Source organism: Acidobacteriota bacterium (genome assembly GCA_028875725.1).
Classification (GTDB): Bacteria; Acidobacteriota; Thermoanaerobaculia; order Multivoradales; family Multivoraceae; genus Multivorans.
In genome coordinates this window covers 491569-506858 of record JAPPCR010000006.1, presented here as the reverse complement: position 1 = coordinate 506858, position 15290 = coordinate 491569, and the positions used below count along the sequence as shown (strand labels likewise).

General features: G+C 68.6%; 16 protein-coding genes. 12 read left to right on the top strand and 4 right to left on the bottom strand.

The window, feature by feature from the left end:
• The first annotated feature begins 13 nt into the window (after nt 1–13).
• The 3 genes from OXI49_04125 to OXI49_04115 are packed head-to-tail and all read left to right on the top strand — an operon-like array spanning nt 14 to nt 3417.
• Nucleotides 14–406 carry a cation:proton antiporter subunit C gene (locus OXI49_04125; protein ID MDE2689676.1) on the top strand — a complete coding sequence of 131 codons (393 nt, stop codon included), beginning with the start codon at nt 14–16 and terminating at the stop codon, nt 404–406.
• A 28-nt stretch (nt 407–434) separates the two neighbouring features.
• A complete protein-coding gene (locus OXI49_04120; protein ID MDE2689675.1) occupies nt 435–1919 on the top strand; it encodes a monovalent cation/H+ antiporter subunit D family protein in 1485 nt (494 codons plus the stop codon).
• Between the two features lie 7 nt (nt 1920–1926).
• The gene (locus OXI49_04115) at nt 1927–3417 is read left to right on the top strand and encodes a proton-conducting transporter membrane subunit (protein ID MDE2689674.1); all 1491 of its coding nucleotides are present in this window, start codon (nt 1927–1929) and stop codon (nt 3415–3417) included.
• On the opposite strand, the gene OXI49_04110 is transcribed toward OXI49_04115, so the two are convergent.
• Complete coding sequence (locus OXI49_04110; protein MDE2689673.1) at nt 3407–4567, bottom strand: hypothetical protein; 1161 nt, start codon at nt 4565–4567, stop codon at nt 3407–3409. The genes OXI49_04115 and OXI49_04110 overlap by 11 nt on opposite strands.
• Before the next feature lie 29 nt (nt 4568–4596).
• Between OXI49_04110 and OXI49_04105 the strand changes: the two genes are divergently transcribed.
• The 6 genes from OXI49_04105 (at nt 4597) to OXI49_04080 (ending at nt 9588) form a co-directional block, all read left to right on the top strand.
• Nucleotides 4597–5835 (top strand): DSD1 family PLP-dependent enzyme, encoded by a 1239-nt coding sequence (locus OXI49_04105; protein ID MDE2689672.1) that lies wholly within the window; start codon nt 4597–4599, stop codon nt 5833–5835.
• Nucleotides 5802–6365 carry a hypothetical protein gene (locus tag OXI49_04100; GenBank protein MDE2689671.1) on the top strand — a complete coding sequence of 188 codons (564 nt, stop codon included), beginning with the start codon at nt 5802–5804 and terminating at the stop codon, nt 6363–6365. The genes OXI49_04105 and OXI49_04100 overlap by 34 nt, the downstream gene beginning before the upstream one ends.
• A gap of 47 nt (nt 6366–6412) precedes the next feature.
• On the top strand, nt 6413–7291 hold the full coding sequence (locus OXI49_04095; protein MDE2689670.1) for an acyl-CoA thioesterase II: 879 nt from the start codon (nt 6413–6415) through the stop codon (nt 7289–7291).
• Between the two features lie 32 nt (nt 7292–7323).
• Nucleotides 7324–7578, top strand: coding sequence for a type II toxin-antitoxin system Phd/YefM family antitoxin (locus tag OXI49_04090; protein ID MDE2689669.1), 255 nt, complete (start codon nt 7324–7326; stop codon nt 7576–7578).
• Complete coding sequence (locus OXI49_04085; GenBank protein MDE2689668.1) at nt 7575–7973, top strand: type II toxin-antitoxin system VapC family toxin; 399 nt, start codon at nt 7575–7577, stop codon at nt 7971–7973. The genes OXI49_04090 and OXI49_04085 overlap by 4 nt, the downstream gene beginning before the upstream one ends.
• 154 nt (nt 7974–8127) lie before the next feature.
• On the top strand, nt 8128–9588 hold the full coding sequence (locus OXI49_04080; GenBank protein ID MDE2689667.1) for an FAD-binding oxidoreductase: 1461 nt from the start codon (nt 8128–8130) through the stop codon (nt 9586–9588).
• A gap of 7 nt (nt 9589–9595) precedes the next feature.
• On the opposite strand, the gene OXI49_04075 is transcribed toward OXI49_04080, so the two are convergent.
• Nucleotides 9596–10615 carry a sugar phosphate isomerase/epimerase gene (locus tag OXI49_04075; protein MDE2689666.1) on the bottom strand — a complete coding sequence of 340 codons (1020 nt, stop codon included), beginning with the start codon at nt 10613–10615 and terminating at the stop codon, nt 9596–9598.
• Between the two features lie 77 nt (nt 10616–10692).
• Here OXI49_04075 and OXI49_04070 point away from each other — a divergent pair, with 77 nt between their 5' ends.
• Nucleotides 10693–10971 (top strand): hypothetical protein, encoded by a 279-nt coding sequence (locus tag OXI49_04070; protein ID MDE2689665.1) that lies wholly within the window; start codon nt 10693–10695, stop codon nt 10969–10971.
• Between the two features lie 107 nt (nt 10972–11078).
• Here the strand turns inward: OXI49_04070 and OXI49_04065 are convergent, their stop codons facing one another.
• Both OXI49_04065 and OXI49_04060 read right to left on the bottom strand, forming a co-directional pair.
• Nucleotides 11079–12473: a M24 family metallopeptidase gene (locus OXI49_04065; GenBank protein MDE2689664.1), complete on the bottom strand. Its 1395-nt coding sequence runs from the start codon at nt 12471–12473 to the stop codon at nt 11079–11081.
• Nucleotides 12470–13618, bottom strand: coding sequence for a phosphotransferase (locus tag OXI49_04060; GenBank protein MDE2689663.1), 1149 nt, complete (start codon nt 13616–13618; stop codon nt 12470–12472). The genes OXI49_04065 and OXI49_04060 overlap by 4 nt, the downstream gene beginning before the upstream one ends.
• Before the next feature lie 51 nt (nt 13619–13669).
• Here OXI49_04060 and OXI49_04055 point away from each other — a divergent pair, with 51 nt between their 5' ends.
• Both OXI49_04055 and OXI49_04050 read left to right on the top strand, forming a co-directional pair.
• The gene (locus tag OXI49_04055) at nt 13670–14506 is read left to right on the top strand and encodes a phytanoyl-CoA dioxygenase family protein (GenBank protein ID MDE2689662.1); all 837 of its coding nucleotides are present in this window, start codon (nt 13670–13672) and stop codon (nt 14504–14506) included.
• Between the two features lie 17 nt (nt 14507–14523).
• A complete protein-coding gene (locus tag OXI49_04050; protein ID MDE2689661.1) occupies nt 14524–15267 on the top strand; it encodes an HAD family hydrolase in 744 nt (247 codons plus the stop codon).
• The last annotated feature ends 23 nt before the right edge of the window (nt 15268–15290 follow it).

Here is a 15290-nt window from a genome sequence, read left to right as displayed (position 1 = left end):
GCCGGAAGCGCTCGTGTCTTCGGTTGGTTGGGGCCTCTGGGCCTACTGGCTGCTCATCGCCCTGATGATGGTCGGCCTCTACATCGTCATCGCCCGCGACAACCTGATCAAGAAGGTGATGGGGCTCAACATTTTCCAGGCAGCAGCGATCCTCTTCTACGTGACGATGGCCAAGGTGGAGGGCGGCACGGCGCCGATCGTTCCCGCCGGAGCGGATCACGCCGGAGGTCACGGCGGCCACGAAATCGTCTACTCGAACCCGCTGCCGCACGTACTGATGCTGACCGCGATCGTGGTCGGCGTCGCCACCACCGCGCTGGCGCTGGCGCTGGCCGTGCGCATCCACGGCGACTACGGCACGTCCGAGGAGGACGAGGCGGTGGTCTACGACATGGAGCACGGCTGAGGCCCCCTCCGGAATCGGGAAGATCGTCGTGATCGAGAAGATCCTCGTCCTGGAAGTCGTCCTGCCGCTGCTCGCGGCTCCGGTCTGCGTACTGGTGCGCCATCCGCGGTTCTGCCGCCTCTTCAGTCTCGGCGTCATCGCGGCCTGCTTCGCGATCGCGGTCGCCCTGCTGGTCGAGGTACGAGGCGGCGGCGTCATCTCCTACCAGCTCGGCGGCTGGCCGCCGCCGCTGGGGATCGAGTACCGGGTCTCGACCATCAACGCCTACCTCCTCGCCCTGGTCACCGCGATGGCCCTGGTGGTCTTCAGCTTCGACTCCCGGGGCGGCCCGCCGCGCGTGCCGGAGCAGCGCCGGCACCTCTACTACGCGGTGTTCCTGCTCTGCATCTCCGGCCTGCTCGGCATCGCGATCACCGGGGACGCCTTCAACATCTTCGTGTTCCTCGAGATCTCGTCGCTGTCGTCCTACATCCTGGTCAGCCTCGGCGGCCACCGGCGCGCCGTGATGTCCGCCTTCTACTACCTGGTCATGGGCACGATCGGCGGCGTCTTCTTCATGCTGGGCGTCGGCCTGCTCTACCAGGCGACGGGCACGCTGAACCTGCGCGACATCGCGGCGCGGCTCGAGCCCTCGCTCGACGATCGCGGCACCGTGCTCGCGCTGGCGCTCCTGGTCGTCGGCATCTCGATCAAGCTGGCGGTCTTTCCGCTGCACCACTGGCTGCCCAACGCCTACTCGTTCGCGCCGCCCAAGGTCAGCGCCTTCCTGGCCGCGACGGCCACGAAGGTCTCCTTCTACCTGCTGGCGATGGTCCTGTTCACGATCTTCGGTGCGCCCTTCGTGTTCGAGGAACTGCGCCTGCAGGCGGTGCTGCTGCCACTGTCCATCCTGGCGATGTTCCTGGCCTCGGGCGCCGCGATCTTCCAGACCGACCTGCGGCGGTTGCTGGCCTACTCGAGCGTCGCCCAGATCGGCTACATGACCCTCGGCCTCTCGACCGCGAACGCGACCGGGCTCGCCGGCGGCCTGGTCCACCTGTTCAATCACGCGGTGATGAAGGGGGGATTGTTCCTCGTCGTCGCCTGCCTGCTCTACCGGGTCGGCTCCGTCCACATCGACGCACTTGCCGGCATCGGTCGCCGCATGCCGCTGACTTCCGCCGCGCTGGTCATCGGGGGCCTGAGCCTGATCGGGGTGCCGGGCACGGTCGGCTTCGTCAGCAAGTGGTACCTGGTGTCCGGAGTGCTGGAGCGCGGCTGGACGGCGGCGGCCGTGCTCATCCTGCTGAGCTCACTGCTGGCTCTCGTCTACGTCGGCAAGGTGGTCGAGGTCCTCTACTTCCGCAAGCCGGCCGAAACCCAGCCGGTCGACCACGTGCGCGAAGCCCCGCTCGGGATGCTGGCGCCGGCCTGGGTGCTAGCGGTGGCCGCGGTCTTCTTCGGCCTGACCACGGACTGGACCTACGGCGTCGCCAGGGAAGCCGCCGAACTGCTGCTCGCGGGCGGGATCTGAGTCGACGATGAGCCCCGAGACGACGATTCTGGTCGCCCTTCTGCTGCCGGTTCTGGCGGCGGTTTCCTGCCTGCTGCTGGGCGGCGGCCTGGGCCGCCCCAACCTGCGGGACATCGCCACACCCCTGATCGGCGCCTGCACCTTCGCCACGGTCTGGCGCCTCGCCGGCGACGTTCTGGCCGGCGGCCGGCCGGAACTCGTCCTGTTCGAGGTGCTGCCGGGAGTGGAACTCGCGTTCCAGGTCGAGCCGCTCGGACTGCTTTACGGCCTGGTGGCGAGCGGCCTGTGGATCGTCACCTCGATCTACGCCGTCGGCTACATGCGCGGCCACCACGAGCAGAACCAGACCCGGTTCTTCACCTTCTTCGCTCTCTCCATCTTCGCCGCGCTGGGCATCGCCTTCGCCAGCAACCTGTTCACGCTGTTCCTGTTCTACGAGGCGTTGACGCTTCTCACCTTCCCGCTCGTCACCCACCACGGCACGGACGAGGCGCGGCGCGCGGGGCGCGTCTACCTCGGCATCCTGCTCTTCACCTCGATCTCCTTCCTGCTGTTCGCCATCCTCTTCACCTGGCGGCTGACCGGCACGATCGAGTTCACGCCCGGCGGCATTCTCGGCGCCGAGACGAGCTCCGGGATGGTCACGGTGCTGCTGCTGCTCTACGCCTTCGGCGCCGGCAAGGCGGCGCTCATGCCCTTCCACCGCTGGTTGCCGAACGCGATGGTGGCGCCGACCCCGGTCAGCGCGCTGCTGCACGCGGTGGCGGTGGTCAAGGCCGGCGTGTTCGCGATCCTCAAGGTCGTCGTCTACGTCTTCGGCCTCGACCTGCTCGGCGGCAGCAACGCGTCACTCTCGCTGATGACGATCGCCTCGTTCACGATGCTGATGGCGGCCGTCATCGCGATCCGCCAGGACAACCTGAAGGCGCGGCTCGCCTACTCGACGATCAGCCAGCTCGCCTACATCGTCCTCGGCGCGGCGATGGCCACGGCTACGGGCGTCCTCGCCGGCGGCATGCAGATCGCGATGCACGCGGCGGGCAAGATCACCCTCTTCTTCTGCGCCGGCGCCATCCTGGTCGCCACCCACAAGAAGAAGGTGAGCGAGCTCGACGGTCTCGGCCGCACGATGCCCTGGACCTTCGCGGCCTTCTCCCTCGCCTCGCTCTCGATCATCGGCATCCCGCCCCTGGGCGGCTCGTGGGCCAAGTGGTACCTGATGGTCGGCGCGCTCGAGACCGGATTCGCCTGGCAGGCCGCGTTTCTGGGCGTGCTGATGTTGAGCTCCCTGCTCGCCGTCTTCTACCTGATGCCGGTGGTTGTTCGGGGCTTCTTCGCGGCATCGCCCTCGGCCGGCCCCAGCGGCAGCGCCGGCGGCGACCGCAAGCCGATCGCCGAGGCGCCGTTTCTCTGCGTCGCGCCGCTCGTGCTCACGGCGCTGCTGTCGCTGGCGCTGTTCTTCGTCGCCGGCGATCTGGTGACCCTGCTCAGCTTCTAGGCCGCACCCACCGCGCGAAGTGCAGCCGCTCCTCCCTCGGCACCAATCCCAGCCAGCGCTTGAACTTCCGTCGATCCGCGAACCGAGACACCTCCGCCAGACGGACCTCAACGGGCAGAAACCGCACCGCCTCCCCTGCCTCCTGGTCCGTCCCGGCAGCCGCGGTGGCGAAGCGCAGCAGCAACCTTCGCTCCAGCCGCTCGAACTCCGCCGTGAGCTGGTGCTCGACTCGAAGCGCCGCTCCACAGGAAGCGCTCGCCGCGCGCCGCAGCGGTTCGTAGCGCGGCTCGACGTAGAGGTCGAAGCTGTTGGCCGAGAGCCCTTGCAGCCGGCTGATCTCGCCCGCCGACGGCGCCATCTTGACTCCCGGCGTCAGCGCCTTCCACTGTTCATAGCTGATCGGCCGCGGCGCTCCGTAGTCCGGATCGGGCGTCGGCACATGAAGCGCCATCGCGATCACGATCCAGCCGTGGGCGGCCAGCCCCGCCTCCAGGTCGCCGGCGGCTCGAACGCCGGCATCGTCCAGAGCGGGAAATCCGTCGCTCAGCCAGAACAGGAAGCACGGCGGATCGCCGCAGCGCGGAGTCGTCTCGGCCAGAAGGCGCGCCGCCGATTCACGCACCACGTCGACGTAGGTCGGCAGGTCCACCGGACGATTCCGGGACTCGAAGTAGGCGTCGCGGCCAAGGTGCTCGCCGGCGATCTGCTCCAGCGCCGCCTCGACGGCTCGGGGCGCCGTCGTCGCCGTGAGCCGCTGTTCCGAACCGCTGACCGCACCATCGTGCAGGACGATCTCGACCGGACCCAACGCCACCAACTGCCTCGCGTGCCGCGCCAGCGCCTCCGTACCGAGGCGAACCGTCTCCGGCTTCGCCAGCACCGCGTCGACGTAGACGAGGACAGGCCGCGGATTCGTCTTCTGGTCCAGCGCCGACACACCGGTCACGCGGCGCCGCTCGCCCGCGACCTCCACGACGAAGTCGCCGGACTCGAAGTCGGACGGCCTTGCGTTCCGCAGCCGCGGCAGTTCGATGACGACCGACGACTCCGTCACCTCGACCGCGTCGGTGAACGTCCGATCCGGCGGCGGCTGGGCAGGCAGACCAGTTGCCGCGGCGACGAACAGCACGACTGCGGCGGTTCTGGGCATGGACCCTGAGGCTATAGTCGCAGCTTCGAATGGCGCACCACACCACGCGACGCGCGTTCCTGGGCGCGGTCGGAGCGGCCGGCGGCGCAACCGTCGCCTGCAGTTCCGGTGTAACCGTCCGTACCGCGGAGCCCGCGTTGAGTCACGAAGCGATTCCCCTCGACACACCACTCTCCGTGGAGGATGTGCCGACGCCGGCACTGCTGATCGACGTCGCCCGGATGGAGCTGAACCTGGCGAAGATGGCTGCCCACGCCGAGGAACACGGCATCTCGCTGCGCCCCCACACGAAGACCCACAAGTGCCCGCTCCTGGCGAAGCGCCAGATGGAACTCGGCGCGGTCGGCGTCTGCTGCGCCAAGGTCAGCGAGGCGGAGGTCATGGTCCAGGCGGGCATCGACGAGGTCCTGATCACGTCGCCGGTCGTCACCGACGACAAGATCGGGCGGGTCGTCGCTCTCTCGAAGCAAAGCCCGGAAGTCACCCTGGTGGTCGATCACCGGGCCGCGGCCGAACGGCTGCACCAGGCGGCCATGGCCGAAGGCGTCACGCAGCGGGTACTGGTCGATCTGGATGTCGGCACCCGGCGCACCGGCATCGCCACCGGCGAACCGGCGCTCGAACTGGCGCGGACGATCGACGGTCTGCCCCATCTCGACCTGCGGGGCCTTCAGGCGTACGCCGGACACCTCATGCACGTCCACGGCCACGCCGAGCGGCAGGCCCGGTCGCTCGAGGCGCTCGAGGCCGCGGTCGAGACGCGGCGACTGATCGAGGCGGACGACATCGCGGTCAGCGTGTTGAGCGGCGGCGGCACGGGCACCTGGGACATCGACTCGGAGGTCGACGGGATGACCGACCTGCAGGTCGGCTCCTACCTGTTCATGGACGAGCAGTACCTGCGGATCGGCGGCCGCGACGGCGAGATCTTCGACGACTTCGAGACCTCGCTCTTCGTCCAGGTAACGGCGATCAGCCAGCCGGTGCCGGACCTGATCACGACCGACGGTGGCTACAAGGCGTTCGCGTCGGACGCCGACCGGCCCCAACTCGCCGACATCGGCGGCGTCGTCTACGGCTGGGGCGGCGACGAGCACGGCATGCTCCGCATTGCCGATGCCTCCAGACCGGTCCGGCTGGGCGACCGGATTCGCTGCATCACGCCGCACTGCGACCCGACGGTCAACCTCTACGACGTCTACTACCCGGTGCGGGACGGCCGGGTGGAGGAACTGTGGCCGATCAGCGCCCGGGGCAAGTCCCAGTAGTCGAACGGCGCCCCATCGTCGGCGTGATGGGTTCGGGCGCCGAAAGCCACGAGGAACTGGCCGCGCCCCTGGGACGCGCGATCGCCCTGAACGGCTGGCATCTGCTGACCGGCGGCGGCCGCGGCACGATGACGGCCGCAAGCCGCGCCTTCGCCCAGACCAATGACCGGGAGGGACTGTGCCTGGGAGTCGTTCCGAGCGAGCAGAACGGCGACCGCTCGCCCGACGGCTACCCGAACCCGTGGGTCGAGGTCGTGATCCGCACCCACCTGCCGCTGTCCGGCGCGGCAGGCACCGGTCCCTTCTCGCGCAACCACATCAACGTTCTCTCCGCCGACGCCGTGGTCGCTCTCCCCGGCAGTGCCGGCACCTGGAGCGAGATCGAGCTGGCTCTGCGCTACGGCCGGCCGCTGGCGGTCTTCGATCGGCCGCCGGGCGACGGCGACCAGTCGACCCGGGCCGCCGCTGCCGGCGCTCTCGTCGTCACGAACCTCGAAGAACTGCTCGACTGGCTGCGCCGGACGCTCTGAGACCACCCCCGGCGTTGACGGCGGGCAACAGGTACCATGCCGCTCCGATGAACGGCGCCGTCCAGGAGATGATCGACCTGCTGCAGATGGAGCAGATCGAGGAGAACCTGTTCCGGGCACAGAACGGGCCGGGCAACCACGTCTTCGGCGGCCAGGTGCTGGGCCAGGCCATCGTCGCCGCCTCGAAGACGGTCGACAACCGCCACCTGCACTCGATCCACGCCTACTTCCTGCGCCGCGGGGACCCGAAGCGTCCGATCCTCTTCGACGTCGACCGCATCCGCGACGGCAGGAGCTTCACCACGCGCCGCGTCGTTGGCATCCAGCACGGCCGGGCCATCTTCAACATGTCCTCGTCCTTCCAGGTCGAGGAAGGCGGCCTGGAGCACCAGTCCGACATGCCGGAGGTGCCGCCGCCCGACGAGCTGCCCTCCGACGGCGACCTCTACCGGAAGATGGCGAAAGACGACCCCTCGTACGAGCGCTTCGCGCACCGCTTCGAGGTGATCGACAGCCGCCAGGTCGAGGGCATCCAGATGCTCCCGCGCGGCGACCGCCCGGCCACCGAGCCGCGCAAGAACACCTGGCTGCGCTGCCGCGAATCCCTGCCCGAGAACCGCATCGTCCACCTCTCCTTCCTCGCCTACATGTCCGACCTGGACTTCATGGCCGTGTCCATGCAACCGCACGGCCCGTCGATGAAGGGCTACCGAATCCAGGGCGCCAGCCTGGACCACGCGCTCTGGTTCCACCGCCCCTTCCGCGCCGACGAGTGGCTCCTCTTCAGCAAGGAGAGCCCGACCGCTGCCCGCGCCCGTGGCTTCGTCCGGGGGCACGTCTTCAACCGGAAGGGCGAGCTGGTCGCCTCGGCGAACCAGGAGTGCCTGATCCGGCTGCGGGAGCGGGAGCACAGCGTGGCGGGGTGAGGGTCAAGCGGGTTGACATTATCTGACCAGTCTTGAAGACTGGTCAGATGGAAACGATCAACGCCACCGACTTCAAGGCCCGCTGTCTGGCCATCCTCGATCGCGTAGCGGCCACCGGTGAGCCGGTCGTGATTCTGAAGCGCGGGAAACCGGTCGCCGAGCTTTCTCCCGCGGTTCGGTCCGGCGTCGCGTACCCGCAGTACGAACTGAAGGGCACAGTCACCGAGGTCGGCGACATCGTGGAGCCGCCACTGCCCGCAGACCACTGGGAGAGTACGCGCAGTTGACCCTCCTGCTCGATACCCACGTCCTCATCTGGTGGCTCGATGATTCCGGCCGGCTTTCCCCAGCACAACAGGAGGCAGTCGCGACCGTCGACCCCCAGTCCCCACTCCTCGTATCCGACATCTCCTTGTGGGAGATCGCGACGCTCCACAGCCTGGGTCGAGTACGCCTGTCCCTACCGCTGCGCGAGTGGCTGGACAAGGCCGTAGCTCCACCGCTGGTGCGTCGACAGGGAATCTCGCCAGCGGTCGCTGAACAGGTCGCCGCGCTCCCCGACTCATTCCACCGCGACCCCGGCGACCGGATTCTGGTCGCGACGGCAAGAGTGCTCGGCGCAACATTGCTGACGCAGGACCGGAGAATCGTCGAGGCCGCACTAGTCGACACTCTGCGCTAACCGCCCGAGCCAACCAGCAGAGCGCCTGCGAGTCCGAACGACACGGCAGGGATGGGATTCCGCAGACACCGTCTGTTGAATCCGAGGAGCGGCCAGAGCGGTATGATCCGCCGTCGCCAGCAGCGCGCTCCCACCCACGTCCCATCCGGCTTTCATGAACGACTCCGAACCCAACAGCAACGCAGGCCTGGTCGCCGCACTCCGCGACGCTCTCGGGGACGATGGCGTCCTCGTTGGCGACGAGGTGACGGCGAGGGCCGGCGATGGTTCGGGCACCGTTCCCTGCGCGGCCCGGGCGGTTCTCCGGCCACGCACCACAGGGCAGCTCTCGGCGGCGCTCGCGGCTTGCCACGACGCAAACCAGCCGGTGGTGCCGCAGGGCGGACTGACCGGTCTCGTCGGCGGCGGCGTCGCCGGTGATCTCGAAGTCGCCATCACCCTGGAGCGAATGACCGACATCGAGGAGATCGATCCAGTGGGCCGGACGATGACGGTTCAGGCCGGCGCCGCGCTGCAGAGCATCCAGGAAGCGGCCGAAGCCGAGGGACTGCTCTTCCCGCTCGACCTCGGCGCCCGCGGCTCCTGCACGATCGGCGGCAACGTGGCAACCAACGCCGGCGGCAACCGGACGATCCGCTACGGCATGACCCGCGACTCGGTGCTCGGCCTGGAGGCCGTGCTGGCCGACGGCACGGTGCTCTCCAGCCTGAACAAGATGGTCAAGAACAACGCCGGCTACGACCTGAAACACCTGTTCGTGGGCTCTGAGGGCACCCTCGGCATCGTCACCCGCGTCGTGCTGCGGCTGGAGCGGCGCCCCCGCAGCCACAACTGCGCGCTGCTGGCCGTGCCCGGCTTCACGGAGGTGACCTCACTGCTGCGAAAGCTGGAGGAGGAGCTCGGCGGCTCGATGAGCGCGTTCGAGGTCATGTGGCGCGAGTTCTACGAGCTGGTCACCGGCCCGCGGGCGAGGACGGCGCCCCCGATTCCGCACGGCGACCCCTACTACGTGCTGGTCGAGGCGTTCGGCGCCCGTCAGGAGGAGGACGCCGCCCAGTTCGAGGAAGCGCTCGGCGACTGCATGGAGGCCGGCCTGATCGCCGACGCCGTGCTCGGCAAGTCGAAGGCGGAGCGGGACGAGATCTGGGCCTTGCGCGACGACGTCGAGCAGCTCAACCACCTGGCGCCCATCTTCACGTTCGATGTCAGCCTGCGGATCGCCGACATGGAGGTCTACGTGGGCGAAGTCAAGACCGCCCTGAACGAACGCTGGCCCGGAAGCGACTGCGTCGTCTTCGGCCACCTCGGCGACGGTAACCTGCACGTGGTCGTCGGCGTGAGGGACGGCTCGCCGGAGGCTCGGAGCACGGTCGAGGACATCGTCTATGGACGCCTCGAGCCGATCGGCGGTTCGGTGTCGGCCGAGCACGGTATCGGCTTCGAGAAGCGGGCCCACCTGGGGCGCAGCCGGACCCCGGAGGAGATCGCTCTCATGAAGACGCTCAAGCGAACCCTCGACCCGAAGGGCATCCTCAACCCCGGGCGGGTGTTTGAGGCGGAGGGGGCCCCGCCGACGGGATCGCACGCGGACGCCAGCGTGCGGCTGCCCGCCTAGCCAGGAATCAGCCGTACTCGGGCGCGAGATCGTCGCGCAGGCGCTCGAGCAGCTCCTTCGTCTTGACGATCCCTTCGTCGGCGGCCATCCGGCCCTCGAACTCGATGCCGACCCAGCCGCGGTAGCCCGCGTCGAGAACGATCCGCATCATCCGCTCGTAGTCGGTCGCGGTCTCATTGCCGTCCTCGTCGAAGTCGTAGCTCTTGGCGCTGACCGCACGGGCGTAGGGCATCAGTTCGGCGACGCCCTGGTAGCGGTCGTACCACTCCTCCGGCTCGTAAGAAGTCCGGAAGTTGCCGAAATCGGGCAACGTGCCGACCCGCGAATGGTCGACCATCGCGATCGTACCGGCCAGCCATTGGCCGTTGCTGGAGAGATAGCCGTGGTTCTCGACCAGGACGTCAATGTCGTAGCCGTCGGCGTACTCGCACAACTGACGGAGTCCGTCCGCGGCCAGTTTCTGCTGCTCCTCGAAGGAACCCGCGCTGGCGGCGTTGACCCGCACCGAATGGCAGCCGAGGAAGGCCGCCGCCTCGACCCACTTGTGGTGGTTCTCCACCGACTGCGCGCGTGCCGCCGTATCCGGAGCGCCGATGTCACCCTCCGCGTCGCACATGATGAGCAGGCTGGTCACCCCTTCGCCGTCGCACCTCGTCCTGAGTTCCGCCAGGTACTCCTCGTCGCGCGCGCGGTCGAAGAAGAACGTGTTGACGTACTCGACCGCCTCGATCCCGTGACTGCGGGCGCGCGCCGGGAAGTCCAGGTGGTCGAGCTCACCCTGGTAGAGCACGCTCGGGTCGTCCCGGAAGGAGCCGTCGCCCAACGCGCTCAGGCCCGGCCCGAACAGCTCGCGGAAATAGGACCACTCCGCCAGGGAGATGCGGTAGAGCGGCTCGGCCGTTGCCGCGGCGGCAACGTCGTCGCCTTCGGGGGCCGGGTCGCCGTCCATGCAGCCTGTCACGGCCGCGGCGCCCAGCACGGCGCCAGCTTCAAGGAAACGTCTACGGTCGATCTTCGGTGTCTTCATGATGCCGGGAGTGTAGCGCCCGCGAAACCTCGGCGAACCGGATCGCGTAGTAGTCAACAGGAGGAGTACAACTCGACATGGAAGTCCTGACCATCCTGACTCTCGGGGCGATCGCCCTCGGCCTGCTGGCCGTTTTCGCCGTCGTGGCCTTCGTCGCGAAGATCGCGTTCAAACTCGTGCTTCTGCCGTTCAAGATCATCGGCTTCATCGCCGCGACCCTGCTGGCCGCCATCCTGATTCCGGTCGCGGTCATCGCGCTGCCGGTAGCGCTCGCCGTTGGCGTGGTGCTGCTGGTCGTCGGCGGCCTGGTGGCGGCGGTCTGCGCCGGCTTCGGCCTGCTGGGGGCGATCTTCTAGGAGCCTGCGCTGCAGAACGCAGCGAAGCAAGTTCTGCGGCGTCAGGCTCCGCCGTGCGGACGGGCTGGACCGAAACCCCGAGTCTGCGAGGAGTTTCGGGGCGCTAGTCAGCGGACCAGGTGCCACGCGGTCTGGCGGCCCGCCAGGTAGAGGACCTGCTCGCCGTCGTAGACCGCGCTCTGTTCCAACTTGATCTGGACATCCTGGCCGCCCCACATCCCGAGTTCGACCTTCACGTTGCCCTCGATCGCGTAGGCGGTGTCCGGGTAGAGCGGCCAGTCCCCGCGAATCGGCGTCGGTCCCTGGTTGTCCCACATGCCGATCGTCGGCCCCGGAGCGTGGCCGAACACGCCGAGCGGGTGCGTGTAGGTGCTGGAACGCAGGCCCTCGTCCGTGGCCAGCGAGATCGTGGCAGCCAGGATCTCGTTGCCGCTGCGGCCGGTTCTGAACTCGCCGGTCAGGATGTCCTGCCAGCGGTTGCCCGCCGCCAGCGCTCTCTGAAGTTCAGCCGGCGCCTCGCGCTCGCCCAGGCGCAGCACGTAGCCCATCTCCTGGGTGTCGGTGCAGAGACCGAGGTAGCAGATGCCCACGTCCGTGTGCAGCACGTCGCCGCGCTGGATGACGAAATCGCCGCTGCCACCGCAGAAGGGCTCGTCGACGCCGCAGCCGCTGTCTTCGCCCGCAGCCCGGCGTTGCGCGTTGACGGAGGGCAGAAACCAGATGTCCAGCCCGAGATCCTCGAAGCGCTGGGCCATGTGCCAGACAACATCGTCCGTCGTCGTGGCACCGGGAGTGATCACGCGCTCCGAGAACGCCTCCGCGATCACGCCGCGGGCGATTGAGACGATCTGCGGATATGCCTCCATCTGCAGCGGGCTGCGGGTCTCGATCCAGCGCACGACAAGTTCCTCGGCGCTGGTCACCCGTTCCTTGAGTCCGGGCGTCAGCACCTCCATCAGCCGTTCGTGGAGCGCGGCCGAGAGACCGTCGGCGACCGGCCAGTGGCGCGAGACGTTGACGCCGATCCGCTTCGGGTCGCGCGCCGCGATGACTTCGCCCAGTCCCCGCCACTGTTCCTCGAGGTCGCCACCCTCCCAGGCCGACTCGTACAACGCGTCGTACGGATAGCGGTTGACCGTCAGGCGCTCGACGCCGCCGTTGTCCGGCCCGCGGTCGTAGAACACGAGCATCGTCGTGCGGCGGGCCGCGAACACCGGCCGCGGCACCAGGCTGAAGAACACCGGATCTTCGTTGTACTCCCGGTTGATGACGAGCCACATGTCGATCCCGGTTTCCCGCATCAGCCGCGGCAGCAGCGTGTCGAGCCGTTCCTCGAGCATGCGGTTGAAGGGCTCCGCCCGGTCCCGGTACGGAAGCACGTGGCCCGGACCGTGGAGCACGCGGCCCTGTTCGAAGTCCGTGCCTTGGGCAGCGACGGGCGCTGCAACGAGTGTGACCAGACCGAGCGCCGCGATCAGCCGGCGCACGTGAGATCGCTTCATGTCTCCAGTACCTCCAGGTGGCCCGAGAGGACCGCCGTTCGAGCCGTCTCCAGCAGACCACGGCGAAAGCCGCCTTCCCCCTCGAGCGGCAGTTGGGCGCCCCCGAGCAATCGGCGGACGATCTCCGCTCCCGCGTAGCGGGCCACGAGGGGCCGGTCGACGCCGGCTTCGACCTCTTCGGTGTCCGCCGGGCCTTCCCGGCCTGCCTCCTCAGCACCGGTGGCCGCCGACAGGAACGTCGCGACGACTTCCACAGGCTGCCGGGCGAGCAGCAGGTGGGCGAGCGCGGTGCCGAGATCGAACTCCGGGTCGCCCGGGCTGCTGTACTGCGGGTCCACCACACGGACGTCGCCGTTCGGCAACAGCAGCCAATTGGCGGGATGAAACGCGCCATGAACCAGGCAGGCGCCAGAGTCGAGGAAGCGGCTTCCCAACTCGGCGAGGGCCTCTCTGAAGGTGCGATCCGACCGCAGGGTCGCCGCCGCCTCGCCCAGCCCGGGTTCGAACGCGTCAAGGGCGTCGCCGGCCGGCGCGGGACCGTCAGGGCCAAAGCCGTTGCCGCCTTGCCCGGGCGAGTCGAACGGCGCCTTGAACAGCAGGCGGTGGCTCAGCGCCTTCATGCCGCCGTGCGCGAACTCCGCATCCCGCTCTCCGCGCGTGCCGCAGCGCAGCGCCCGAAGGAACGCCCCAAGAACCTCCGCGGCTCCCCTGGCGAGCGAACCGCCACCGTAGAGCGACGTGAGGTTCGAAGCGCCGCGGAAGTCCTCGAGCAGCAACAAGGACCTCGCTTCGTTGGCGGCCATCAGCCGCGGCATGCGGGCGGCGGCCTCGGGTACTCGCGCTACCGCTGAATAGAACGCGTGCTCGCCGCGCCAGCGGTCGGCCGGCATGGCGACCGACTCGTCTCGCCGCAGCCACGGCAGCGACTGCTTCAGCACCGCAGTGCGCCAGCCCCCGCGCAGTTCCTGGAGTTCGACCCGCATCACGGTGCTCGATTCGCCGCCCAGGGAGGCGCAGGTCGTGACCTGTTCCTCGTCGCCCAACCAGCCGACCGCGCCCATCACCAGGTCCACACGCCCCGCCTGGTCGGCCGACAGGACGTGAACTTCCGGGTGCTCAGCCTCGAACTCGGCCCGCCGGCTCATCGGCGCAAGCTATCACCGGGGGGAACGCCATATGCTTGATCCGAGGACGCCATGAACCGGACCGATCGCGAACGATTCGAGGCCACGGGGTTGGTCAAGCTGCCCGGGTTGCTCCCAGACCAGATGACCGCTCCCGTGCTGAGGCTGGTCTATCGGAAGCTGGAACAGGCAGGCATGCGCCGCAAGGACGCCTGGTGCATCGAGAGCATGGCCCACATTCCTTCCCGCCGCCAGAGCAAGAAGCTGCTGGAGGAGCTGAGGCACGAGCACCTGCTGGCCGACCTGGCCACGCCGGAGCTGGAGGCCGAAGTCGAGTCGGCGGCCGGGGGAGCGACCAGACCGATGATGAAGTGGCCGCAGCTTCTCTTTACCTTGCCGGAACAGGGCGCCTGGTCCCTTCCGCACGACATCTGGCATGTCGACCTGCCCAAACTGCCGAACCGCCGGACCGTCCCCGGCGTGCAGACATTCGTCCTGCTCGACACGGTCGAGGCGGGCGGCGGCGGCACGGTCGCCGTCCAGGGCGGTCACCGGCTCCTGTACGACATTCCGTGGCTTGGTTCCCGGCAGATCGCGGACCGCCTGCGGCGCGAGCCTTACTTCCGCGAACTCCTGTCGAAGCAGGCCGGCGACCGCCGTCGATTCCTGCGCGAGACCGTCCGGTACGACGGCACCGACCTGCGGGTCGTCGAAATGACCGGGGAGCGAGGCGACGTGTACCTGATGGACATGCGCCTGTTGCACGCAGCGGCGCCAAACGTCTCCGCCCGACCGCGGATCATGTGGACCCAGCGGTTCCTGACCGAAGCGACCCACAACGACATGACCGCCGTGTTCGCACAGATGCGGTCGCGCTACGGAGCGACCGCCGCCGCAGCGGCACCCTGAGCCGGAGGGCGACACCCATGTCGGGCAAACAACAGGTGCTGAGGATCGCGATGTGGTCCGGCCCCCGGAACATCTCCACCGCGATGCTGCGCGCCTGGGGAAACCGCGACGACACCTTCGTATGCGACGAGCCCCTCTACGCGAACTACTTGCTGGAGCACGGTCTCGATCATCCCGGCCGGGAGGAGATCCTGGCCCACCACGACAGCGACCTGGACCGGGTCACGAAGTGGCTGACCGCGGACGCGCCGGAAGGCCGGCCGGTCTTCTACCAAAAGCACATGGCGCATCACCTTCTGCCGGAAACGGACCGGTCCTGGGTGGCGAAGCTCACCAACGTCTTCCTGATCCGCGACCCGGCGGAGATGCTGACGTCGCTGATCCACATTCTCCCGCGGCCGAAGCTGCCCGATACCGGCTTGCCCCAGCAGCGGGAGCTCTTCGACCTGGAATGCGGGCGGCTCGGCCGGGCCCCGGCGGTGGTCGACTCGGCCGACGTGCTGCGGAACCCCCGCGCGGGCCTCCAGAGCCTGTGCAGCGCGGTCGGCGCGGAGTTCGACGAGGAGATGATGAGCTGGCCGGCCGGCCGCCGTGAGACGGACGGCATCTGGGCGCCGCACTGGTACGGTGCGGTCGAGAAGAGCACGGGCTTCGCGCCCTACCGGCCCAAGAACGAGCCGGTCCCGGAGTTCCTGGACGACGTGCTCGCAGAGTGCCAAAACCACTACGATCACCTCGCCGCGCATCGTCTCCGCTTCTGAGCCTCGTCTTCTGATCCCGTCCC

Coding starts and splice junctions, on each gene's coding strand:
- OXI49_04115 (MDE2689674.1), top strand. CDS start 1,927: ATGAGCCCCGAGACGACGATTCTGGTCGCCCTTCTGCTGCCGGTTCTG.
- OXI49_04110 (MDE2689673.1), bottom strand. CDS start 4,567: ATGCCCAGAACCGCCGCAGTCGTGCTGTTCGTCGCCGCGGCAACTGGT.
- OXI49_04105 (MDE2689672.1), top strand. CDS start 4,597: ATGGCGCACCACACCACGCGACGCGCGTTCCTGGGCGCGGTCGGAGCG.
- OXI49_04095 (MDE2689670.1), top strand. CDS start 6,413: ATGAACGGCGCCGTCCAGGAGATGATCGACCTGCTGCAGATGGAGCAG.
- OXI49_04080 (MDE2689667.1), top strand. CDS start 8,128: ATGAACGACTCCGAACCCAACAGCAACGCAGGCCTGGTCGCCGCACTC.
- OXI49_04075 (MDE2689666.1), bottom strand. CDS start 10,615: ATGAAGACACCGAAGATCGACCGTAGACGTTTCCTTGAAGCTGGCGCC.
- OXI49_04070 (MDE2689665.1), top strand. CDS start 10,693: ATGGAAGTCCTGACCATCCTGACTCTCGGGGCGATCGCCCTCGGCCTG.
- OXI49_04065 (MDE2689664.1), bottom strand. CDS start 12,473: ATGAAGCGATCTCACGTGCGCCGGCTGATCGCGGCGCTCGGTCTGGTC.
- OXI49_04060 (MDE2689663.1), bottom strand. CDS start 13,618: ATGAGCCGGCGGGCCGAGTTCGAGGCTGAGCACCCGGAAGTTCACGTC.
- OXI49_04055 (MDE2689662.1), top strand. CDS start 13,670: ATGAACCGGACCGATCGCGAACGATTCGAGGCCACGGGGTTGGTCAAG.
- OXI49_04050 (MDE2689661.1), top strand. CDS start 14,524: ATGTCGGGCAAACAACAGGTGCTGAGGATCGCGATGTGGTCCGGCCCC.